The organism is Paenibacillus sp. J22R67, assembly GCF_059692175.1.
This window is the reverse complement of the sequence record NZ_JCAUAX010000002.1, coordinates 121,448-144,598: the sequence shown is the minus strand read 5'-3', so window position 1 is coordinate 144,598 and position 23,151 is coordinate 121,448. Positions and strand designations below refer to the sequence as shown.

Sequence of the window (23,151 nt, the reverse complement as noted above, 5' to 3'; positions counted from 1 at the left end):
CCAGTATTTTTCTGGCCCCTTGACAAGTTTCCTGGTATTCCTTACGATTGACTGCAAGTCAATAAAAGGTTTATCGATGGGGGTGTTTGAATGAAAAGAGCCATGACCGATAGTGCGAAAGCAGAGAAAGCCAAGTTAATTTTAGATACTGCACGCGAAATGTATCGGAATCGTGATTTTGATGAAATCAAAATGAGTGATATCGCGAAAGCGGCGAACGTTTCAAACGGGACGTTATTTTACTACTACAAGACGAAGGAAATTTTGTTTATGGAAATGTTGTTTCAAGAATACGTGAAGCGATTTCATAACTTTGCGAATATCCTTCTTCCGCATGGAGAAATGACCTATGATGAATTCAAATCCATTTTTCTGGACGAAATGGCAAGCATCCTTGATCAGAAATCCTTATTGATTCGGTTGAGCGCCATCAAGAGTACGATTTTGGAAAAGAATATCGATTTGGAAACTGCCGTTAAAGATAGTACAGGGTTGTACCCGATATTGGAAAATATCGTGGGCTTATTGTCTGAACGAGTAAGCGTCTTGAACGCGGAAGCCTTCTATGAGCTACTGTTGGCACAGAATGCCTTAATTGTAGGCTATGTCAATATGGCGAGTATGCCCGATGTGCTGCTTCAAGCAATCGATGAGCATGAACTTGAAGGTTTTAAGGTTAATTTCAAAAATAACGCATTGACTGCAATGGAATATTACCTGGTTGGCTTCTATGAGAGATGGAAGATTACAGACGAACATACGCTATCATAGAACCTATGGTCGGATGACCAAGTTATATTCAAGTGGCTTTCATATAAAACGTAGACCCTCAGCCTGCTGCTGAGGGTTATTAATGCTGGTTTGGTGTTGCAGACCTAACCATGAGAAAAGCACGGATTGGGAAAATAAGCGAAAGAAGGAAACAGGCTCCTTCATATATGTAAGCATTTGAAAGCACAATATCGATAAGAGATATTCCCATCGAGGAGGTAATCACATTGGAAAAACTGCTGCTAAGGGCGCTATTTTTGGCTTCCGTAGCCTCAACCCCGTTTATTTTGAAAAGAAAAAACTTGCTTATGCTCTTAACGGTGTTTTTTGCGAAAGGTGTGATTTGTACTGTAATGGACTCTTTTTTTATTAAAAGAAAGATGATTTCATATCCAGTGAGGCCTTTTTCCAAGACGTTTGACACGAACATTATGTTCGATTTATTGTTTTACCCGCTGCTGAGTGTGGTATGGGTGAGAACGAGCTACAACAGCAAGCCTGCCGAACTATTGATTCAAAGTTTATATTTCAGCGTACCGATGACGGTGCTGCAGTGGGCGCTAGAAAAGAAAACGAAGTTGTTTAAGTGGAAGTCTTGGTCGATCTTGCATACTTTTGTGTGCATCAGTTTCACCTTGCTTACAATTCGGGGGCTCGTGGGGCTGCTAAGAAGGCTTGTGCCAAGTGAAAAACCTGTAAACGCGGAAGCAACTCAAATCAGTACTAACAACAAATACGAGCATACCTACAAGAACTACGAAAGCGAAGAGCTAACTGCAAATGCGGTCATGTGACAGGAGGAATGCTTCATGCGTCGAGCAAAACCGATTTTCTCGATCAGGTTACCAACATATTTACAAAAAAATGTTGTTGTCCAAGTAACCACGGAAGAATAGATAAAGCTGAATAAACAAATGGGCCTATTTAAATGAACATGGAATGAAATAGCTTCGCTGAACGAAAGGAATAAAATAGTTGACAAGTCGACGGGTCGCGGACTGGTTATTCTGAAACATAGTACGCATACCCAATTAATACATAATTAGTCTGGTTTCTTATGAATCTAATGATATGGATGACTCAATAACTTTAAGAAAGGAGAATTATTACAATTGAAATTAAACAGAAGAAAGTTCTGCTTACGTTTGGCCATGTTTGTGGCTTTATCTTTGGAGTTGACGACGTTCTGCACGATGGCCCAGAAAGTTAGCGCGAATTCGTATGGAGCTCCGCATGAATCCGAAATGGATTCGAATGCCATTCGACCGTTTCAGGTGCATATTCCAGAGTCGGAGCTTACCGATTTGCGTAGGCGTATACTTGCGACAAGATGGCCGGACAAAGAAACGGTGTTGGATCAAACGCAAGGCACGCAGCTTGCAACCATGAAGAACCTAGCCCATTATTGGGTGAACGATTACGACTGGCGCAAATTTGAGGCCAAGTTGAACGCTTTGCCGATGTACGTCACCAATATCGATGGGGAGGATATTCACTTTATTCACGTCCGATCGAAGCATAAAGACGCGCTACCAGTTATCCTTATGCACGGATGGCCCGGCTCGATTGTCGAGAAGCTGAAGGTAATCGGCCCACTGACCAATCCTACTGCCTATGGCGGGAAGGCATCGGACGCATTCGATGTTGTTATTCCGTCGATGCCTGGCTATGGGTTTTCTGGCAAGCCGACCACGACCGGTTGGGGCCCTGACCGCATTGCTCGTGCTTATGGAGAATTGATGAATCGTCTTGGGCACAAGAAGTATGTGGCGCAAGGGGGCGACTGGGGCGCCATTATTGCAGACGTAATGGGTGTCCAACAGCCAAGTGGACTAATCGGCATTCATACCAACTTGCCCTTTGTAGTTCCGTCCGATCTCGAGATGGCGATTCAGGCCGGCAAGGGTTGCCCGCCTGGTCTGATAGGCGAAGAAAAACGCGCATGCGAGCAACTGGACTTCTTTTACAAGCGCGTTGCATACGCCCAGATCATGGGAACGCGTCCGCAGACGCTGATGGGACTCGCGGATTCACCTGTAGGTTTGGCCGCCTTTATGCTGGACCATGACGCGAAGAGCCTTGCGCTGATCTCTCAGGCATTCAATGGACAACCAGGGGGCCTTTCACGAGACGATGTTCTGGACAACATCACGCTCTACTGGTTGACGAATATGCCGATTTCTTCAGCTCGCCTATACTGGGAGAATAAATATCCGTTCTTTGGCATTAAGGGAGTCAAACTTCCCGTTGCGGTGAGCGTGTTTCCCGACGAGGTCTATGAAGCGCCGAAGAGCTGGACACAAAAGGCGTATCCGAATCTTATCTATTTCAATAAGCTCGACAAAGGCGGACACTTCGCCGCGTGGGAACAGCCGATGCTCTTTGTGGATGAACTACGAAATGGACTCAGGGCGCTGCGCAATTTTAAATAATACCACCTATTGTCGCAATAGGAGGGAAGGGATGTTCCGTCTCATTTCGAGATAAAAACATGGACATTAGCGCTTTTTTATTTATAGGGTACATATTCTTGAGATTCCAATTTCAAGAATATGTACCCTTTTGTACTGTCATGACAGTTCCACGTCTAGAATGGTTTGCTCATCCTTGGATCCGTTGCACTTGCCGACGTTCCAATCGAAGAGGAAGAGGAATACGATCTGGGCTGGCTTCTGTGGTATATTTTTCTAATGTTTATACACAATAACTAAAACTAATGATGTAGGGTTCAACAGTGCATAAACTCTCCGTAACCGAACCAATGCAGTAGTAAATCTGAAATTGTATGCAGCGGCCACTGACTTCGTCATTCGAGAGAATACGATTTGGGCTGGCTTCAGTGGTATATTTTTCTAATGGATGTACAAAATAACCCATTGATGGAGGGTTCAACAGTGCATAAACTTTCCGTTACCGAGCCGATGCAGGAGCAAATACGAAATCGGATGAAGGGGGCCATTGACTTTGTCATTCGGCAGTTCCCTCTCCGTGGATCTTCGGCTTTCACCTGCCTCTATCTATCCTCGATTGTGGAATCAGCTCTCGTAGATGAGTTTGTCGTCAAACCCATACTTGCCGCCGTTCCAGTCGAAGAGGAAGAGGAATACGATCTGGACGACCTGGGCTGGTATCATCGCCACATCCCCTTCGTCCAAAACAAAGAATGGACAGATGCTGATGAGGGTGTCCGCCTGCTGCTGGAGGGCCAGTGCCTGCTGATTCCAACGCACGTTAACCATTTCCTAAGCTTTGATGTCAAACGTAGTGACTATCGCAGTATAACCGAGCCTCAGTCGGAAGCCACAGTACGCGGACCACGGGAAGGTTTCGTCGAAGACATTGGACGGAACGTGGCTCTCATCCGTAAACGGCTCAAAAGTGAACATTTAGTTTTTGAAGAGATGACTATCGGATCTAAGACGCAGACCAAAGTGTATTTGACCTATTTACCCGACGTAGCCCCCACTGACGTCGTAGAAGAATTCCGTCGTCGGCTGCAGGCCATCCAGGCAGACAGCATTCTGGAAAGCTCTTATATGGAAGATTGGATCCAAGACAAGACGTTTTCACCGTTTCCGCAACTCATCGGAACAGAACGGCCGGACGCGGTGACTGGCAAACTGTTGGACGGGCAAGTAGCGCTTCTCACTGACGGCACTCCGATTGCATTGATCGGTCCAGTGACATTTTTCCAACTCTTCTCTTCACCAGAAGATTACTACCAGAGGCCTGATATCGCCACACTTTCACGATGGTTGCGAATGTTCTCTTTCATGCTCTCGATCTTTATCCCTCCTTTATACATTGCGGTGGTCACATTCCACCAGGAACTACTACCGACTTCACTCTTGATCAACTTGGCCGCGCAGCGGGAAGCTGTGCCTTTCCCCGCGTTCCTCGAAGCAATGATCATGATGGTCACGTTCGAGATTTTACGCGAAGCCGGTTTGCGGATGCCTCGGATTGCCGGTCAATCGATCTCCATCGTAGGCGCGCTAGTACTCGGCATGACCACGGTTGAAGCAGGACTCGTCTCCGCTGCTATGGTTATCGTCGTTTCGATCACAGCCATCTCCAATTTTGTGTCGCCAATTTACGGCTTTGGCATTGCGCAGCGGATCCTCCAGTACGTGTTCATGTTGCTGGCCGGCTTTATGGGATTATACGGTATTCTGTGCGGAACACTGTTTGTTTTGATCCATCTAGTCTCATTGCGTTCCTTCGGTGTGAAGTACATGTCTCCAATTGCCCCTTTGGTGCTGTCGGACTTCAAAGATACAATCCTACGCGTTCCACGGTACTGGATGAATCGAAAACCTCAGATGTTCTCTAGGAAAAAATAGGGAGGGGGCGAACAGTGCGAAAATTATGGCTCTTGAGCTTACTAGTAGCCTTACTTGTCTGTCCAGGTTGCTGGGACAAGAAGGAAATCAACGAACTGGCAATCGTCACCTCAATCGGCATAGACCGAGAACCATCGACTGGTATGTATATTGCTTATTACCAAGTAATCAACCCACCGGCTCTTTCCTCCAGACAAGGTGGTGGATCCAAGGCTTCGGTTTACACGTATCGTTTCAAAGAATATAGCTTGGGTCGATTCATTCAAAAATCGAGCACGATGATGCCGCGTTTGCTTTTCACCTCACATTTGCATTGCTATATATTATCCGAAGAGGTGGCCCGTCATGGAATCATTGATATTCTCAACTACTTGGAAACCACTCCCGAATGGCGCATGAACGCGTATCTGTTTGTGACGGATTCCCCCCTACAGGCTGTAATGAATAGCTTTACGACACTCGAAAAGATGCCCGGTCGCCATGCCACCTCACTTGTTCGCGTTCTTTCGCGGGGTTCCTTTGCGGGGGGCGTAGAGCCAATCCGTGTTAAAGACATCGTGACAGGTATGGAATTCCAATTACCGACACTTATACCAATGATCCACTACCGCGGCAAACCGGCGGAAACTACGGAGAGATTGGAGCAGATTGACGCCAGCAAAAAAGCGCCGTCCTTTTTTGAGGACAGCGCGGTTTTCTTCAAAGGACGCATGGATGGACGTTTGGATAGTCAGAATAAATACTATTATCACATCCTGAACACGAAATATCGGAAATTCACAGAAACGGTTAAAGTAGACGGAAGTTACGTCGACGTCGAGACGAATAATGTCCAAGTGAAACGGAAATGGGACCGATCCGCCAACCATCTCAACATCCTCATTCATGCTGATCTGCGTATTTTGAACAACCAACAAAATACCAAATTAACGTTGCAAAACGTACATATGATCGAAAAGGCGTTTAATCGCGTCGTAGCGGACAAAGCGGAGAAGATGGTTCTGTTGGGAAGGCTAAAGAATTGGGATCTGCTGGGTTTGCAGGATGAAGGGGCTACATCAGATTCATGGCGGCGGACGTCAGTTAATTTCTCCGTCACTTCTGACGTTACGACGACCGGCAACAAGAGAGATCCCTATACCAATGAAGGCAAGGAGGGATGAAGAGCATATGGATTCCGACCGGCTCAGCGCGTGGCAGTTTCACTTGTTGACGCAAATCTATGTCATCGGTACTGCGTTTATTTTGCTACCCGGCCCTATCATTTCGAGTGCAAAACAATATGGTTGGGTTGTCGTCATTTGGGCGACCTTGTATGGGCTGATGCTTGCATTTGGCTACTTGTACCTTGCCAAACTGTATCCAGGAAAGACACTTGTCGAGATCGCTTTACAGGCATTCGGCAAGTGGGCCGGTGGCCTCGTCTCGTTACTGTATATTGTCTTTTTCATCCAAATCGCATCGTGGGTAACCCACAATCTAGGCGATTTCATGCATATTAATCTCATGCCGCTCACACCTATTTCTGTATTCCATATCATGATATTGCTCGTCAGTGCGTACGCCGTGTCGAAGGGGATCGAATCAATCGCCTTAGTGAACGAGCTTCTGGTGCCTTACCTCTATTCAGCGTTCTGGGTTCCGATAGTCATCATGCTGCGGGAGTGGAAGTGGCGCTATTTTCACGTCACTTACCCGTTCCAGCTGAGTGATGTCGTTATTCAAACCCGATTCGTGTTGGCGTTCCCCTTTATGGAAACGGTGGCATTCTTGATGCTTATTCCATTCGTCCAGAGGAAAGTGAAAACCGCGTTTATTACGGGAATCGCTGTCGCCGGCGCAATGTTGACCGCTTGCGTATTTATTTCGATTGGGGTTCTAGGCGTGTATCGCGGCCAGCAGTTGGTTTACCCAATCTTTTCGATGTTCCGCGAAATGAGATTTACCGGTTTTATCGAGCATTTGGAAGCGATTCTGGCTGTGAATATTGTGCTGGTAGTATGTATTAAGCTGTGCATACTATTCTATTGCGCCGTTTTGGGCGTCTGCCAGCTGTTCAAAATTGAGAGGCGAAACATCGTCATTTATCCGATGGTGTGGGTCATTTCTGCGTATTCGATGCTGTTTATTAATAACATCGAAAATCTCGATTGGATAAAAAAGTATTTATTCGAATACTACTTCTTATTCGCGGTGGCTTTTCCCGTCCTCTTCATCGTTGCGGCCAAATGGAGAAATAACGGTCGACGAATGAAAAAGGAAGGCTCTGCATGACGATTTTGGTCGCCGCCTATGCCTTAACCATCGGAATTGGTTATGCGATGCGAAAATTTGGCACTTACAGCAGCAAAGAAACTACAGTTTTCCTCTCAATCGCAACTATCGGCGCCGTTTTGTGGCTCAGTATCATTCTGCGTCATCCGTTAGATTTGAATGATGCGATCGCCTTCATCGTCGAGTGGGTCCTGCCTTAGATTTACATTATTTCGCCGGGATGAGAGAAATGCGTGAGTGAGGTGTAGGCGATTTATTAGGGAACAAAAAAGAAGAACCGGCAGATAATGCCGGTTCTTCTTGATATAAAAATCATTTACAAGCAGAGGAAAGCTGCTGCCGTCTCCCTACTTCGGGCGTAAGCTGCGTTCGATAGCATTCTTACACCGCGGCGAAAGAAAGATATCAAGAAGTTATTATTGACCGGACTTATATGGTCTGCTCACGCTTTTTTGAAGTCTTTGAACTAGCCAATAAATTCCTGAACCCACTCGCCGTTATAGTAAGCTATCCCGATTTGGGTGTAGCTACTATTCAGGATGTTGGCACGATGGCCAGGACTGTTCATCCATTGGTTCATCACTTCCGTCGGGCTCGTCTGGCCTTTGGCGATGTTTTCCCCTGCAGAGTTATATGTGACCCCGAAGGCAGTCATCATATCAAACGGGGATCCATAAGTCGGAGACTGATGATCAAAATAATTATTGTTGTACATATCCTGAGCCTTAGCCATTGCTACTTTCGAGAGACTGCTGTTCAAGCTAAGGGAATTCAAGCCTGCTTTCGTTCTTTCTTGATTCACCAGATCCAAGACTTGCTGCGCAGATTGGGATGGATTTACGGACTGTTGTGGATTGGCGGACTGTTGCGGTTTTACCGCTTGATTCGCTGGGCTTTCTGCCGGTGCATAGTTGCCTTGGAACCAATCCAGCCAATTCGAAGCTTCATTGGGTGCTTGTTTAATCGTAATCGGTGATTTCCCTGCACCCGCAGTAGAAATGGATGATGCTTGAGTTAAGGTTGACGTTGAAGCAGCATTAGGAGCATGAGTTTCAAGCTTCGTTTGTTTAGCATTCATTTGATTGTTTGTCGAATTATTACTCGAACAACCTATAACGAGTAGTAATGCTGCCATTATGACCAATGGTTTTATAACAATCCCTCCTCAACCTTCAAAGTGTAACGTCATCAAATAAAGGTTTTGTAAAGTTCCATTGTTTTATTCAGACCTCAATTAAATTAGACCTACCGCTGAATTTTTGAGTGTTATGGAGTCGCTTTGTGAATAGTGAACCTAAAATAGCCCCCACCTAGCGGCGGGAGCGAATTTGGGATGTACTTCTATGGCTATGGATTCACTCTGCTTCATCAGGAAATCGGCGAGGAGCGAGGCTGACCAGGGGAGAAACATTTCCAGTTCAGCACACGCTGCGAGTCATTGTATTTTCACCTTCGCTGTCTCGATTACGCTATAAATCGTCGTACTCACTTTTGCACCGCACGGTGTGTTGGCTAACAGCCAGTTCATTTCCGAATTACAAGTGGCTTGATCAACCGCTTGCTCGATTCGTTATGATCGCACTCGCGATAATACTGAAGTGATGCTCAGCTCGTGGCGCGGATGAGGGCTGGTCTCCGAGCCACGCGAGCGCAGCAGCTAGTGAGAATAAGTCATCACCATTGATGTCGGTACGCGCAAGACCCTCGGCCTGAGCGCGAGTGAGAAGCCGCGTACCTGTCGATCGCAACGTGACGCACGAAGCATGGAGTGCGGAATCCGTGTCCTCGATGGCTGCAATCATAGCTGCCACAACCCCTTGATAGTTACCCGTGAATGTAACGACATCGTGTAGCCACGACACAAGTGCATCGTCGGGTGAACTCGCAGTTTCGAGCTCACGTGCCTTTGCCGTCAGTTCATCGAAGCCTGCACGGAGCAATGCATCAAGCAGCGCCTCTCTGGTAGGGAAATGACGATACAATGTGCCGAGTCCGACGCCAGCTCTGCGTGCAATATCACGCAGCGATGCATCAGCGCCGTGCTGGGTTACAACCACGTTCGCGACTGCCAGTATGTGTTCATAGTTTTTCTGCGCATCGGCTCGCATATTCTTCCTCCTTGACAATCGGAGCGGTGCTCCGTATAATCATAAACGGAACGGTGATCCTTTTATGTGGAGCACTGCTCAGGTAATTATAACTCATCTGCATGTAGGGAGAAAGCAAGATCTCTACAGATGCAATAAAGGCGATTCGTTTGTATGCATACAGCAGACCTGAGGTACTGCGCTACGAGGCAGCTTCCCGAGCTGAAGCAGAAGCCAGGTGAGGTGCTTGTCCGCGTTCACGCGGTTGGCATCACCCGCCCCAACTGGCGTGAGGCGTATAAGGATCTTCCTCCAGATTGTTAGCTAGCGGTGTCTTTTGCCTTCAATCCAGGTCGGACTTTCGTGTGTCGTCGAGGCGGTAGCTACGGGGGGACAAGGCTTTCCGTCAGCGATGAAGTTGTCGGCATAGTTTGCTTTCCTAGCATGGAGCGAGTGCTGTTTATAGCGAGTACGTCGCCGCGCCAGCGTCGGATCTTGTACTCAAATCGGCTGACATCGATCAAATTCTCGTCACAGGGGTGCCAATGGTAAGTCTCACCGTGTGGTATTTCTTGATTAAAATAGTCGAGTCGACGGAAGCCATGCAAGCTTTATGCTGGACAAGTGTACCAGCCTATTATGATCGGCCGCTGGGTGGACTCAGTTTGATCAGTATGTTCCTCGCTAAGAAGCAAAATCGCCATTTTTAAGTTAAGCGCGGTCACCTTGTTGACCAAAGAGAAGGCAGAAATTGCTGATCGTATGTTGTATGAAGGTAGATCAGTTATCAGTAAAATCATATTTCGGGCGCGTCACATTACTTGCAAGCCGTCGCGATTAAAAATAGATAGTTATTACTTTCGTGATATAAACCAGGAATCAAGGAGTGATAAAGATGAAAACAACGATTTTCGAAGACTTGGGCATTATCAGAGCACAAACGCTGCTAGCAATGGAAGGTCTGACTGAGGAACTCGCTGATATTATTCCCGATGGTTGCCGCAATAATATTCGTTGGCAACTCGGTCATATCTATTTCGTTACAGAGCACTTGACGCAGTCTCAATTGAATCTTTCGATGAATCTGCCGGAGGGGTTTGTTGAACGGTTCGGATCAGGTAAGGGACCGTTGGATTACCCTGCTTCCCTTCCAAAACCGACATTGCCAGAACTGAAAGTCCTGTTGACAGAACAACTGGACAGAATCCGCAAGCAGTATCCGATGGACCGCTTGAGCGAAAGTGTGGATGCGATTAATACTTCCACTGGACTCCCTTTGGTAACTCCTGAGCAATCGCTGCGCTACAACCTGTACCATGAAGGATTGCACGCCGGAGTCTTCTCCACCTATAAAAGAATAGTGTCGTAATAAACTTTCGTTGAATAGAAAAAAAGCACAATCGCTTCTGCTTATGCCGCATGACTGACAGGCGAGAGAATCAAAGCTTTCTGTGGCATCCAATGAGCCGAAATGCGGCAATTCCTGTAGGATAATTGGGCAAATTAAAACGCAAAAAAGTTCAAAAAACATATTTTTAATTATGAGAGGGAGAATATAAAACATGGCAAATTTAACAGGTAAAGTGGCAATAGTAACGGGTGCTTCGAAGGGAATCGGTGCCGGCATCGCGAAGGGATTGGCGGAGGCTGGTGCGGCTGTCGTCGTCAATTATTCCTCCAGCAGGCAGGGGGCGGACTTTGTCGTAACAGAAATTACCAAAGGAGGGGGCCGAGCAATCGCGGTTCAGGGTGATATGTCCAAAGCGGCGGACGTCGAGCGGCTGTTCGAGGAGACGAAAAATGCTCTTGGTACGCCGAGTATTCTGGTCAACAACGCTGGCATCTTCGAGTTCCAGCCATTAGAAGACGTGACGGAGGAGTTGTTCCATCGCCAATATAACATTAATGTTCTTGGGCCGATTCTGACCACACAGCAAGCGTTGAAACATTTCCCTGCGGAAGGTGGAAGCATTATCAATATCGGCACGATCGCAACCAAGAACCCGGTTCCGACCACCATGCTTTACGCGTCGAGCAAAGCTGCAGTGGATACGATGACGATGGCACTCGCGAAGGAGCTCGGTCCGCGTAACATTCGCGTTAATACCGTTGCCCCGGGCTTTACGGATACGGAAGGCAACGCCGGTTTCGTCGCCAGCGAGGCAGGAAGGGCTCTTGCTGCGGCTACTCCGCTGGGCGGCCGGTTCGGGAAACCGGAAGATATAGCCCCGACAGTGGTCTTCCTCGCCTCAGATGACGCCGCATGGCTGACGGGTGAGAGAATCAGCGCATCCGGAGGCGTGCATTAAGTACAGCCTTAGTATGTCCAATTGGACGAGTCGTTGAGCTCGAAACCTCTTGTAAATCTAACGAACGGCGTATAATAAGGTCCTTTGAAGATAGGTGTTGTCATATACTCCTCCATTTCAATAAAACAAACCATCGTTCCACTGGAAAGATGGTTTGTTTATTCTCAGACAGTAAGAAGAAGCCAGCAAACCCTGCTGGCTTTTTGCATTTTTAAACTAATAAAATCTCAATTTGAACTTGATATTATCTTCACTTCATCTTGATATGTGCCCATTATATTTATACCTGTAACAGCCAATAAAACAATGAAAGAGGTTATTGACATGGTAAAGAACAAAACAAAATTATTTACTGTACTTGGTGTTTCAGCAGTACTACTAGTGGGAGCTGCTAGTGCATATGCGGCCAATTCAGCCAATGCATCCCAAAAACAACTAGTAAATGAGGTAGCACAAGTACAAACAACGGACAAAGCACCAACTCCACAAGAAATTGAAGCCGTATTAAAAGGTGAACCAACACCTTCAACGATTAAAGTAGAAGGTTTATTTGCAACAGATGGTAAGCCTGATCATACGGCAGATTTTTTTCTGAACGATGATAAATTAATCTCGCTATTAAGAATGAGCACACAGGAATTAAAACAAGAATTAGCAACAGGAAAATCTGTCGTTGAGATAGCAGCATCCAGAAATGTTACAAAACAGCAATTGTTAGATGCCATTGGAGAAACACAGGTTGACGCACAAATTCAAGCTGAAAAGAAGGGCCAAGTTCCTAAAAGCGGCAGTTCCATGGAAAAAGATGTTGCAAGGAAAGTGGAACGAGTCATCGAACATAAAACGGATACCCCATGGAGTAAATAAATCATTCAACGAAAAAGGAACAGCTCTGCCGACGTAGGCATCTGTTCCTTTTTTAATTTCTTTACACCATCTTTATTTGGCTATGTTACAACTAAGTAGGTAAGAATGGTATTCATAAGCATAGTAGGAGCAATGAGATGCAAAAAACAATTTTAATTGTAGAAGATGAAGATATTCTGCGTGAAATTATTAAAGATTATCTCATGAATGAAGGCTATCACGTATTAGAAGCGGCCGATGGGAAAGAGGCTTTACTGTTATTTCAAGCGCATGACGTTCATTTAATTATGCTGGATATCATGTTGCCAGAGCTTGATGGTTGGTCTGTTTGCAAACGAATAAGGAAATCTTCGAGTGTCCCGATCATAATGTTGACCGCAAGAGTGGACGAAGATGACACATTGCTAGGATTTGAGCTTGGTGCAGATGATTATGTCACGAAACCCTACAGTCCAGCCGTTTTATTAGCCAGGGCCAAACGACTGATTGATAGCAGGAATAGGGAAGAACGACAATCAAATGTCCCCGTCCTCCCACATGCTAGCAGCGATACCTTCTCTACAAATGGGATTCAGATAAATCTATCTTCCCGAACCTTAACTGTAGAAGGGGAACAAATCCACCTCACCTATACAGAATTCCAAATCTTAGCCTATCTCATGCAAAATAAAGGCATCGTCATCTCGAGAGATCAGCTCATCTCCAAAATTTGGGGCTACGAATACGAGGGAGATGATCGTACAGTGAATACCCATATCCGTAACCTAAGAGGGAAGCTGGGAGATAAATCGAAACTGATTACGACGATTGTGAGGACAGGCTATAAGTTCGAGGGTAACGCATGAGAGCGAGTATTGTAGTTAAATTATTTTCGCTGACCACCCTGTTATGCCTATTCCTATTAACTACGATTTATCTAGGACAGACGCTATTTTTCAAGCAATACTACGCAAACAGAAAAGTAAACGACATTCAGACGAATATCCAATCCTTTAAAGAAAATTATTTGAAAAGTAGCGGGGATGTCCTTTCCATTCAGAAGTTGGAACAGGATTTTTATAGGCAAAATAATGCATGGATTACGACTTTAGATAGCTTTGGAAACTTAGAAAATATGAATGATTTCTATGTGGAAGTCAAGATGGATACAGCTAAATCTAACGCGGAATTCTCTGGTAAAACGATGATCCTTCCGCTTTATCATATGATGAACATCAATGAGATTTTAACAAGCACCCCAAGTCAAGCGAAATCCATTCTGACCTCGAATACACGTGTTGCTATTGCAGCGTTTAAAGAGGATCTGGCCTTAATTCCATATCGTGTGCAATTGGTGGGAAAAGGAAATACAATGTGGGAGAATGAGAAAATTTCAAAAAAGATTTACGATCTTCAAATTGATATGAAATATAACAAGTCGGTTAAAACCGTACCCCCTGAGATTTTACTCAGCGGTTCGATTACCAAAGTACATTTCCCAACGGGTAATGAATCCTCAAGTTTTATTTACACCAATAGCTTGTTTATGGACAGATTGAAGGATTTTCAAACGAATTTAATATTCGGTGATACGAAAATCAGCTATGGGTCCTTGCAAATTCTTGATTTTACGCAAAGTGACGTGAAGTACAAACTGTTCATCGATCCGATCAAAGATCAAGAGGGAACAATTCGTTTTATTTTCTCCATGGCTTCGCTACAACCCGTTGATGAAGCGGTGCAGATGCTCCAAGATTATTACGTGTACTTGATTGGACTAGTTATGCTTCTTATTGTTCTTGCTGCTTGGTATTATTCTAGAAAGATCGCGAACCCCTTGCTGCAAATCAATAGGACGACTAAGCGGATGGCAAGTTTAGATTTTTCGGAAACGATTGCCATTCGATCGAATGATGAAATCGGCGACTTGTCTCAAAGTATTAATTCTCTTTCCCAATCCTTGCACTCTTATATCGAGCAATTGCAGATGGACATTGAGAAGGAAAAGCAGTTGGAAAATACGCGAAAAGAATTTATTTCAGGGGTATCCCACGAGCTAAAGACGCCTCTGAGTATTGTGAAAAGTTGTATTTCGATTCTGAAGGATGGCGTTGCTACTCATAAAAAAGATTATTACTTCAATGCCATGGATAAAGAAGTGGATAAGATGAATCTGTTGATTGAGGATATGCTTGAGTTGGCTAAGTTTGAATCAGGCACCTATACAATGCAGATGGAAACGTTTAATATCGATAAGCTTATAGAGGATATTTGTGAAAAACTATCCATGGAGCTCAGCACGAAACAACTTCATTTGCATACCGAGCTTGCAACCGTTGAAGTTCTGGCGAATCAACATCGGATCGAGCAAGTTCTTACAAATTTTCTAACTAATGCGATTCGCTATACGCCAGAGAAAGAGCACATTTTCATTTCGACTAAGGAAGAACTAGATGCAGTTAAGGTGTGTATTGAAAATAAAGGGGCTCACATTCCAGCAGATCAGCTAGATAAAATATGGGATCGCTTTTATAGAGGTGATGCGGCACGTCACCGCGCACAGGGCGGAACCGGTTTAGGACTTGCCATTTCGAAAAATATTTTGGAGTTACATGGAGTGCCTTACGGCGCGGCGAACACAGAAGACGGGGTTTTGTTTTTCTTCTATTTAAATAAACAAGGTTAACACGTGCAGTGACTACTACAGAACACCTCTACACAGAGGTCCATATCCAACCTATATATGAAGCCTCTCACACTTTAGCGATCGAGTGAGAGGCTTCTTTTCAATGCGGATCGACATGATGCAAAAGCTGGCAGAGCGTCAGAATCGCCTCGTGAATTTGCGCTTCTGGCAGGGTTGCAAAGCCGAGTCGTAGACTGTTTCCCTCGGGATTTGCTGAATAGAAGAAAGAGCCTGGGAAGAATAAAACACCTTGGCGTTCGGCCTCGACAAACAAGGCGTCCGTGTTCACGCCAACTGTCGATGTCAGCCAAAAAAAGGGACCGGCAGCCGGGGGTGTCCAGGTCCAAACGGAGGGAGCGTGACGCTTCAAAAGTTGATGAATCTCGTCACGTCTCTTTGTTAATTGGCCACGGACTTTGTCAAAATGTTCATTCATGTTCTGTTCTAACAGGTTTAGCAAAATGCGCTGGTTATATAAAGGGGTAGATAAATCCGTCACTGCTTTTGCATGGAGCAAGCGTTGGTACACAGAACCTCTTGCCGCGATTACGGATAGACGGAGTCCCGGTGCGATTGATTTGCTAAATCCCTTCATATAGATCACATGTCCGGTTCGATCCAAGCTTAATAGAGAACGCGGTGGCTGATCCTCAAAGTAAAGCTCTTCCCAGGGATCATCTTCCACAATCAGGCTGTTGTAGCTCTGGGCAATTTCCAGTAAAGTGACGCGTTTTTGAATAGACATGACGCTACCTGTCGGGTTTTGACCTGTGGGCAGTGTGTAAATCATTTTCGGAGGATGAATGTCGCACAACTGCTGAAGAATATCGAGTCTCATGCCTGTATGGTCTGTAGGAATGGGAATCAGTGTGACACCACGTGAGCGAAAAGCATCCAAGGCACCGGGATATGTAGGAGATTCAACCGCGACAAGATCACCAGGTCCAAGAAACGTTCGAGCGACGAGATCAATGGCTTGCTGGGTTCCCGTTGTAATCAATAGTTCGGATGCTGTGAGCGCAGAACTCTTGTGCTGGAAATAAGAAGCAAGCTTGATACGCAACGCTTCGTCTCCTGCGGCTGGTGCATAGTCGCCAATCGACGACTGATCAGATGAAGCAAGTTGAAGTGCCCGTTGAAAGTGTTGTATGGGTAAGAGTTCCTCAGTATTTAGTTTGATCCTGTGTAAGGGGTATTTCGCATCTTTGCGATTTACAGCCCCTACATGACGGAACATCGACCTTCCTAAATAGTCGGGAATCGCCAACTGCCAATCATACGAAGGTTTTGGATTGATTTCCTCTAATATCTCGTTTTTCTCCGAACTTGGAATCCTGACGAACGTGCCTTTGCCATGATGTCGCTGTGCATATCCAGTTGCTTCTAACTTCCCGTAGGCTAGGACTGCTGTCATCAAACTAACCCCAATGTCACGGCTCAATTCTCGTACGGATGGAAGAGGGTCGCCTGCTTGATACAAGCCCGAACGGATACGTTCTGCCAAGGCCAATTGAATTTGTTCGGCGAGTGGAACACGTGATTTACGATCTAACGAAATATTCATCTCCATCCCTCACTCCTTCCTGCCAACTGTTATAGCATGTCGTTTACTGTTCTAGCAAGTATATGTTTTGATAGGGGTGAATCTAAGACCTACAGGATGGGAGCAAATGAAGATGATGATCGCGTACTTGGTAATGTGTTTGATTTTCGGGACGACTTTTCTGTCGATCAAGATTGGAATAGAAGGAGGAATGCCTCCTTTTTTCTTTGCGGGTGCTCGTTTTTTCCTCGCAGGGGTTATTATTTTGTTCTTGCTAGGGGGAGCTAAATCACTCAAACAACTTACCAGACAACAACTGAAAGAGATCGCCTTCGGAGGGTTGGGATTGACAGGGATTCAGTTTGGGGCTGTGTATTGGGCAGAACAGTATTTGACTTCTGGAACAGTAGCGATACTGGCAGGTACGAGCCCGATTTTTACAACGTTGCTGGCCATGTGGACCGGTCAAAAAAAGAGAAGTTTACATCTTATGATCGGAATTGCACTTGGCTTTTTGGGCACGTACTTGGTCGCAACAGGTACTAGTCATGAGACGTCAAATGGAGGACAAAAGCTAGCTTATGTAGGAATCGCATTGGTTTTGTTCGTGAAGTTTCTATATGCGATTGCACTGACTCGATTTCAAAAACATACACGCTCTGTACCTTCCATGACCAGTAATGGTTTGCAGATGGTAATAGGTGGTTTGTTTTTACTGTTGCTCTCTGTCTGCTTTGAGCATGTGACTCCAAGTGAGTATTCCCCAGCAGCTTTCGGTGCCCTCGTGTACTTGATCGTTTTTGGTTCCGTAGTAGGCTATTCCATTTTTTATTGGTTACTTCGTGTCACGAACGCCGTCTTTCCTACCACATTTACGTTTGTTTCACCTGTAATCGCGATGTATGTAGGAGCGCTTTTCATGAACGAAGAACTCACCTTTGCGATGGAAATAGGAGCGGGTAGTGTCATTTCCAGCGTGGTGTTTTTGAATTGGGGAATACGGAAGAATTCCAAACACCAGCAGATGGATACGATCAAAAGAAGGCAGCCGATTTTCAGAAAAGAGAGGATGTAAGTATGTATCAAGGAAAGTTAAGAAAAATCACCCTAATACTGTTAGCATTATATACCGTCGTGATCCTCTGCTTTTTGTATATAGGCTTCGGCAGATCTCTTCAAGATTCAAGCATGCGATACAGTCTAATACCTAATGGGATTCCATTACACTTTCCAATGGGAGACTTTCAATATATGTTTTTTGAGTTGGGCAACTTTGTAGCATTTATACCTTTTGGAACTGTAATCCCTCTTCTTTTTCGTTATAATTTCATTCGATTTATAGCCTTATTTATTCTCTCTATTACGATTCTTGAAATCTTACAAATGCTTTCTCACTTAGGATCTCTTGATATTGACGATATCATACTTAATACGTTGGGGGCGGCAGTAGGATTTTGGGCGCAGCGGTTAGTGCACAGTGATCGAGATAATTTTAAAGGGATCCGTCGAATCATCTTAACTTCCCTTGTACTTACCGTTGGAGTCTATGCCATTGTTGGTAGCATGAATAATTATTTAGAAAAGGGAGGCGGCGGAGCCGTAGCCCTGAATGAACTTACATTAAAGGATGGGTCTGTCTTTTGGGACGAAACCCTCTTAAGTTTTACAGCAATTCAAAAAAAAGTTGAGCCTCAAATCAATATGTACAGTAGAAAAAATACAGGAAATAATGAGTTTACGTATCTTTTAAATGGCAAATATACAAAAATCACAGGGAATGCCGTTATACCAGATGATGTAGTCGCCAATGCTAGCAAAGAGATGAGTGACATCATCATCAGTTTTATCGCAGATGGCACAAGTATTTATTCATTTAATTTATCAGCAAAAAGCGGATCGAATGGTCAAAATCCATTTGAAGTCCCTTTAAATGGAGTAAATGAACTTACCATTAAGTTAATTAACGATAACCCAAATTCGACTACAAATGCCGTTATGTGGGACGTTACTCTTACAGAAGTCAACACAGGACAAAGGGTTATTAACCGTATAAAAGAAAAATTAAGAACACTGGTCGCGGCAAGATTAAAATGAACAAAGGGCGCGACTGACAACTTCATCAGTTACGCCCTTTGTCTTTCAGTTGTCGTTATCCTATGCTATCTATTAGTCCAGTCGTTTATGCTCGAATATGAATCCCAAAATCTCTCCAGGAGATTGATTGCCCGCCATAAATTGTGCGACTAACCGCTTAGTTGCAGAAGCTTCCGACCATTGATTCGATTCCATTAGAACTTGAATAGCTTTGTTGAAGCTCTCATAAAACGCGATTTGCATTTCTTGCGCCGCTTTAAGTTCTTCTTCGCTTGTGCGGATGCCGGACGCTTCCGGTTTCCGCTCATTGGTCGCTTGTGATAGAGCTACAAGTATGCGCTCTACGTCGAGATCGGTGCAGTAAGCTGGAGTTCCGGGCTGCTGACGCCAGGATTCGTCCAGACCGCCGGCATCGACCGGATCAAAGCCCGCTTCGTTCACCAATTGGGACACGATCGCCTTAGCTGCAGGGTCGTCGCCGGACACGGGCAATGCCAGGCGTCCAGGTAGATCCGACTGGATTTCTCCCGTCAAGTTATAAAAATTAGTGGCACTGAACGTTTTGATGACCGGATGCTTGATTTGTTGCTCAACCCAGCGGCTTTCCGGCAAACCGTTCTCGATGGGCTCGATTGCGCCGTCGCGGTGCAAAGGATAATAATTGCTGGTATCGATGACTATTGCTTCCTGAGCGATTTTATCGAGGAATTCCGCCTGCAAATCGCGAATTCCCTTTGTGGGAATGGCGAGGATAACAACGTCGGCGCCTTGAGCGACGTCCTGCATCGTTGCTGGCGTTGCTCCCGTTTCCTTGGCTAACTCGTGCAAAGCTTTGGAGTTGCTCGAATTGGCGATAGAGACAGTATGCCCTTTTCGAGTGAAAATCCGGGCAAGGTTTCCTCCGATATTCCCCGTTCCGACAATAGCGATTTTCATGTTGAAGAACCTTCTCTCTCTTTTTTTTGGCCACAATAAAAGTGACTGCAGTATATGTGACTACAGTCATAATACTACGGTCATATTTGTTTTGTCAATTAGTAGGGTTATGAAAAACTTGCTTGCTTATTTATCAAATTTCTTTAATTACACTTTGGCAATCCACAAAATACTAAAGGAGTTTAGAGCCAAACCTATGTCAATCAACAGGTATTTCGAGTTGGTCTACTTACTAATCAGTAAGAAGAGAACAACAGCAAAAGAACTCGCGGAACAATTTGACGTATCTACACGTACGATCTATAGAAATATTAATACCTTAAGTGAAGCAGGAATACCTGTTCTTAGCAATAAAGGAAAGAACGGCGGTATATTCCTTATGAGCAACAAATCGACGGTTTCTTCTCAGGTAATGTCAAAAGAAGAGCTAAACGAGTTTCTGATTGCTCTCCAAAATCTTACAGCCAATAGCTATCCCGAAAGTGAAGATATGCTTAGCCATCTCAACAACTTTTTTAATCAACATAAACCTTGATATTGAAGGCACGTTTTATTCATTTATATGAAGACCAATAATTTTTAAATATGTTGTGTAAAATATAAAATGAAGATTTTTTGCGAAATTACGTAATAATTACTCAAAAGTAAAAAGGTTAAGGAGAATAGATAATGGACATTTCAAAACAAATAGCTCTTGTAACAGGTGCTAACCGAGGTCTAGGTCGTCATCTTGCAAAGGAACTCCTCTCTAGGGGAGCTAAAGTTTATGCGGGGGCAAGAGACCCTGAATCAGTGGATCTACCGGGAGTGATCCCATTGAAACTAGATATTACAGACGAGAAGTCGGTTGCTGCGGCAGCCGAGGTTGCTAGTGATGTAACGTTACTAATAAATAATGCGGGTTCGAGTACTGGCGCAACGCTGTTAGACGGTGATTTGGAGAAAATTCATTTGGAGATGAACACGCATTTCTTTGGCACACTCTCGATGATGCGAGCTTTTGCCCCGATTATTGAGAAAAACGGCGGCGGAACAATCCTGAACATTTTATCGGTTCTATCCTGGTTCAGCTTTGGCGGCGCTGGAGCGTACTCAGCGGCTAAGTCGGCACAATGGAGCTTAACGAACTCATTCCGGGTGACTCTGGCACCTAAAAATATTCGTGTTTCAGGACTGCACGTTGGATTTATGGACACTGATATGACGGCAGACATTCAAGCGCCGAAAGTGAACCCGGCCGAAATTGCCAAGATTGCGATCAACGGCATCGAGGCCGACAGTTATGAAATTGTGGCAGATGAAACCAGCCGCAAAGTGCTGCAGGATTTATCCGGTGGGGTAAGAACGGTGTACCCTCAATTATTTAATAAATAAAAAGAGCTGCATGAAGCAGCTCTCGTTTTAAATATATTCATATTTAAGTTTTAAAGTCTCCTGGTAGAATGTGGTGGCAAGTGTACTGCTGTATCAATAACTACAACAACACTTCCTTTTTTGTATCTCTGAATAACTACTGGAAATACCTTACCTCTTGGAGTAGTGTTTGTTAACTTAATGGTTGAATTATTTGAAAGGGCGATATATGTTGCTCTTCCGTTAGTGAAAGATCGTTTCCAAAGGCTGTTAAAATAGAGTATTTCATCTCTCATATCATGGACCGTATAATTTCTTGTCAATCTTGCTGCCATTGAGGTCACATCCTTATATTGAAAGTTCTACTCTAACTTATATATGCATGATATAAGATCATGGCTTGTTTATCTGTCCTAGTGAAACTATAAATAGATTGATATCGTTAGGACGAGGTTATAAAATAGGGCATCTCTTTAACAGGATAGGATGGTTACATTTTGGATGATTTAGACGACGATTTAGGCTGGTTCGTCCTCATGACGATATCCAACATAGGATTAGTTACGCTGTATAATGATTTCTCATCCAAATGATGATGCAGCAGATGTCTTTTTTTCATCCATTTGCCCCAAGGTGTCAATGGTTTGATGGGACGATGGGAAATATAGTGCTTCCATTGATAATAAACTTGAAAGCTGGATGCACCGAACACAACGGCCAAAGCTAGATGCCAGTCGAATCCGGTCACCATAAACGCTGTCCCGTAAATGAGTAAATATGCAAAGATATCAAAAGAGATGGGACCGAACAAATATTTCACGTCATTCGGAGAATCATGATGGGCAACATGCCCCTTATACGCTAAGGGAGCAATCCGCGGGAATTCATGTAAAAGGTATCGGTGAACCATGTATTCGATAAAGACAACAAGTACGGGACCTACACACATAGCTGCAATCGTCCGGAAACTGCCGAAAGTCGCAATGACCCCGCAACCGCTAAAGAAGCAAAGAGCGAATAGGAACAAAATAAGTCGCTGGCCCATAAATTCTTTTACATATTGAATAAAGGGCGTTTCCGATCTCATTGACATCTCCTCCTACTTAATGAACTTGGTGTTGATTAATGCTTACACAGCTTATTATAATTAGTTGGAGGTTAAATTCAATGATCAAGATCCCTTCAAAAGTCGCTTACCCGACACGCTGTATAACGTATGTTCATTAGTTCAATAAATAGTTGCGGAAGAGGCGGAAGTGTATGCAAGACAGGACGGATCCTAGAATTATTCGAACGAAGATGCTGCTTAGGAATGCTTTAATTGACCTAATCGACGAAAAAGGCTTCGAGGGCACGACCATCCGGGATTTGATGCAGAAGGCCGGCTTGAATCGGGGTACATTTTATTTGCACTACCGTGATAAATACGATCTATTGGAACAAAGCAAAGAGGATATGCTCAACGACATTTTAAAAATAGTCAAAAACATCGACCCGATTCAAATCATGAATTATGCTTCACGTAACGAGCCTCATCCCATTTTCCTGAAATTGTTCGATTTTTTTACCTTGCATGCCGTATTTTTCAAAGTTCTCTTGGGATCCAAAGGTGATCCGGCTTATCCAGGCCAAGTGAAACAGATTATGGAAAAGCATCTCTATAATAAGTTGTCTCTGCTTCAATCTGAGCATATTCCGGCACCACGCGAGTATATGATTTCTTATTTGGCATCCGCAAATTTAGGGATGATTCAGCACTGGCTGGAAAGCGGTATGCAGCTTTCTCCGCAAGAGATGGCGTTGCTGTTAACCTGCATGACAACTTTCGGTCCATTACAGACTTTCGGACTGAAGGGAGAAGCATAAAAGATTTGCCAATCAAAAAGAGAGGTTGCCGTCATGTTCGCGG

General features: G+C 44.6%; 25 protein-coding genes. 19 read left to right on the top strand and 6 right to left on the bottom strand.

Annotated elements, in window-relative coordinates; genetic code table 11:
• The first annotated feature begins 90 nt into the window (after nucleotides 1-90).
• The 7 genes from AC58VC_RS06670 (at nucleotide 91) to AC58VC_RS06640 (ending at nucleotide 7,588) form a co-directional block, all read left to right on the top strand.
• Entirely contained in the window at nucleotides 91-771 is a 681-nt protein-coding gene (locus AC58VC_RS06670) for a TetR/AcrR family transcriptional regulator (protein ID WP_497368061.1), read from the top strand.
• A 227-nt stretch (nucleotides 772-998) separates the two neighbouring features.
• Nucleotides 999-1,565, top strand: a complete 567-nt coding sequence (locus AC58VC_RS06665; RefSeq protein WP_497368060.1) for a CBO0543 family protein — start codon at nucleotides 999-1,001, stop codon at nucleotides 1,563-1,565.
• Nucleotides 1,566-1,928: 363 nt separating this feature from the next.
• Nucleotides 1,929-3,203 carry an epoxide hydrolase family protein gene (locus AC58VC_RS06660; protein ID WP_497368059.1) on the top strand — a complete coding sequence of 425 codons (1,275 nt, stop codon included), beginning with the start codon at nucleotides 1,929-1,931 and terminating at the stop codon, nucleotides 3,201-3,203.
• A 423-nt stretch (nucleotides 3,204-3,626) separates the two neighbouring features.
• Nucleotides 3,627-5,114, top strand: a complete 1,488-nt coding sequence (locus AC58VC_RS06655) for a spore germination protein (RefSeq protein WP_497368058.1) — start codon at nucleotides 3,627-3,629, stop codon at nucleotides 5,112-5,114.
• A gap of 14 nt (nucleotides 5,115-5,128) precedes the next feature.
• The gene (locus tag AC58VC_RS06650) at nucleotides 5,129-6,277 is read left to right on the top strand and encodes a Ger(x)C family spore germination protein (RefSeq protein ID WP_497368057.1); all 1,149 of its coding nucleotides are present in this window, start codon (nucleotides 5,129-5,131) and stop codon (nucleotides 6,275-6,277) included.
• Between the two features lie 7 nt (nucleotides 6,278-6,284).
• Nucleotides 6,285-7,388, top strand: a complete 1,104-nt coding sequence (locus AC58VC_RS06645; RefSeq protein WP_497368056.1) for a GerAB/ArcD/ProY family transporter — start codon at nucleotides 6,285-6,287, stop codon at nucleotides 7,386-7,388.
• Nucleotides 7,385-7,588, top strand: coding sequence for a hypothetical protein (locus AC58VC_RS06640; RefSeq protein ID WP_497368055.1), 204 nt, complete (start codon nucleotides 7,385-7,387; stop codon nucleotides 7,586-7,588). The genes AC58VC_RS06645 and AC58VC_RS06640 overlap by 4 nt, the downstream gene beginning before the upstream one ends.
• Before the next feature lie 266 nt (nucleotides 7,589-7,854).
• On the opposite strand, the gene AC58VC_RS06635 is transcribed toward AC58VC_RS06640, so the two are convergent.
• Entirely contained in the window at nucleotides 7,855-8,523 is a 669-nt protein-coding gene (locus tag AC58VC_RS06635; RefSeq protein WP_497368054.1) for a CAP domain-containing protein, read from the bottom strand.
• Between the two features lie 415 nt (nucleotides 8,524-8,938).
• Complete coding sequence (locus AC58VC_RS06630) at nucleotides 8,939-9,496, bottom strand: TetR/AcrR family transcriptional regulator (RefSeq protein ID WP_497368053.1); 558 nt, start codon at nucleotides 9,494-9,496, stop codon at nucleotides 8,939-8,941.
• A gap of 153 nt (nucleotides 9,497-9,649) precedes the next feature.
• Between AC58VC_RS06630 and AC58VC_RS06625 the strand changes: the two genes are divergently transcribed.
• The 7 genes from AC58VC_RS06625 to AC58VC_RS06595 all read left to right on the top strand — a co-directional run bounded on the left by AC58VC_RS06625 (nucleotide 9,650) and on the right by AC58VC_RS06595 (nucleotide 15,316).
• The gene (locus AC58VC_RS06625; RefSeq protein WP_497368052.1) at nucleotides 9,650-9,799 is read left to right on the top strand and encodes a hypothetical protein; all 150 of its coding nucleotides are present in this window, start codon (nucleotides 9,650-9,652) and stop codon (nucleotides 9,797-9,799) included.
• 215 nt (nucleotides 9,800-10,014) lie between these two features.
• Nucleotides 10,015-10,185, top strand: coding sequence for a hypothetical protein (locus AC58VC_RS06620; protein WP_497368051.1), 171 nt, complete (start codon nucleotides 10,015-10,017; stop codon nucleotides 10,183-10,185).
• 185 nt (nucleotides 10,186-10,370) lie between these two features.
• Complete coding sequence (locus AC58VC_RS06615) at nucleotides 10,371-10,844, top strand: DinB family protein (RefSeq protein ID WP_497368050.1); 474 nt, start codon at nucleotides 10,371-10,373, stop codon at nucleotides 10,842-10,844.
• Nucleotides 10,845-11,037: 193 nt separating this feature from the next.
• On the top strand, nucleotides 11,038-11,784 hold the full coding sequence (locus AC58VC_RS06610; protein WP_497368049.1) for an SDR family NAD(P)-dependent oxidoreductase: 747 nt from the start codon (nucleotides 11,038-11,040) through the stop codon (nucleotides 11,782-11,784).
• Between the two features lie 324 nt (nucleotides 11,785-12,108).
• Nucleotides 12,109-12,651 (top strand): hypothetical protein, encoded by a 543-nt coding sequence (locus tag AC58VC_RS06605; protein WP_497368048.1) that lies wholly within the window; start codon nucleotides 12,109-12,111, stop codon nucleotides 12,649-12,651.
• Nucleotides 12,652-12,788: 137 nt separating this feature from the next.
• Nucleotides 12,789-13,496: a response regulator transcription factor gene (locus AC58VC_RS06600; protein ID WP_497368047.1), complete on the top strand. Its 708-nt coding sequence runs from the start codon at nucleotides 12,789-12,791 to the stop codon at nucleotides 13,494-13,496.
• Complete coding sequence (locus tag AC58VC_RS06595) at nucleotides 13,493-15,316, top strand: sensor histidine kinase (RefSeq protein WP_497368046.1); 1,824 nt, start codon at nucleotides 13,493-13,495, stop codon at nucleotides 15,314-15,316. Before AC58VC_RS06600 ends, AC58VC_RS06595 begins: the two co-directional genes overlap by 4 nt.
• Before the next feature lie 100 nt (nucleotides 15,317-15,416).
• Here AC58VC_RS06595 and AC58VC_RS06590 read toward each other — a convergent pair whose 3' ends face one another.
• Complete coding sequence (locus tag AC58VC_RS06590) at nucleotides 15,417-16,880, bottom strand: aminotransferase-like domain-containing protein (RefSeq protein WP_497368045.1); 1,464 nt, start codon at nucleotides 16,878-16,880, stop codon at nucleotides 15,417-15,419.
• A 106-nt stretch (nucleotides 16,881-16,986) separates the two neighbouring features.
• Here AC58VC_RS06590 and AC58VC_RS06585 point away from each other — a divergent pair, with 106 nt between their 5' ends.
• Complete coding sequence (locus AC58VC_RS06585; protein WP_497368044.1) at nucleotides 16,987-17,934, top strand: DMT family transporter; 948 nt, start codon at nucleotides 16,987-16,989, stop codon at nucleotides 17,932-17,934.
• Nucleotides 17,850-18,953, top strand: coding sequence for a VanZ family protein (locus AC58VC_RS06580; protein WP_497368043.1), 1,104 nt, complete (start codon nucleotides 17,850-17,852; stop codon nucleotides 18,951-18,953). Before AC58VC_RS06585 ends, AC58VC_RS06580 begins: the two co-directional genes overlap by 85 nt.
• Nucleotides 18,954-19,025: 72 nt before the next feature.
• Here AC58VC_RS06580 and AC58VC_RS06575 read toward each other — a convergent pair whose 3' ends face one another.
• On the bottom strand, nucleotides 19,026-19,925 hold the full coding sequence (locus tag AC58VC_RS06575) for an NADPH-dependent F420 reductase (protein ID WP_497368042.1): 900 nt from the start codon (nucleotides 19,923-19,925) through the stop codon (nucleotides 19,026-19,028).
• Nucleotides 19,926-20,085: 160 nt separating this feature from the next.
• Between AC58VC_RS06575 and AC58VC_RS06570 the strand changes: the two genes are divergently transcribed.
• Both AC58VC_RS06570 and AC58VC_RS06565 read left to right on the top strand, forming a co-directional pair.
• Nucleotides 20,086-20,424, top strand: coding sequence for a helix-turn-helix transcriptional regulator (locus AC58VC_RS06570; RefSeq protein ID WP_497368041.1), 339 nt, complete (start codon nucleotides 20,086-20,088; stop codon nucleotides 20,422-20,424).
• 134 nt (nucleotides 20,425-20,558) lie between these two features.
• Complete coding sequence (locus tag AC58VC_RS06565; protein WP_497368040.1) at nucleotides 20,559-21,263, top strand: SDR family oxidoreductase; 705 nt, start codon at nucleotides 20,559-20,561, stop codon at nucleotides 21,261-21,263.
• Nucleotides 21,264-21,313: 50 nt separating this feature from the next.
• Here AC58VC_RS06565 and AC58VC_RS06560 read toward each other — a convergent pair whose 3' ends face one another.
• Nucleotides 21,314-21,577 carry a hypothetical protein gene (locus tag AC58VC_RS06560; protein WP_497368039.1) on the bottom strand — a complete coding sequence of 88 codons (264 nt, stop codon included), beginning with the start codon at nucleotides 21,575-21,577 and terminating at the stop codon, nucleotides 21,314-21,316.
• Nucleotides 21,578-21,732: 155 nt separating this feature from the next.
• Nucleotides 21,733-22,329: a sterol desaturase family protein gene (locus tag AC58VC_RS06555; RefSeq protein WP_497368038.1), complete on the bottom strand. Its 597-nt coding sequence runs from the start codon at nucleotides 22,327-22,329 to the stop codon at nucleotides 21,733-21,735.
• A 173-nt stretch (nucleotides 22,330-22,502) separates the two neighbouring features.
• On the opposite strand from AC58VC_RS06555, the gene AC58VC_RS06550 reads away from it, so the two are divergent.
• Nucleotides 22,503-23,108, top strand: a complete 606-nt coding sequence (locus AC58VC_RS06550; protein ID WP_497368037.1) for a TetR/AcrR family transcriptional regulator — start codon at nucleotides 22,503-22,505, stop codon at nucleotides 23,106-23,108.
• The last annotated feature ends 43 nt before the right edge of the window (nucleotides 23,109-23,151 follow it).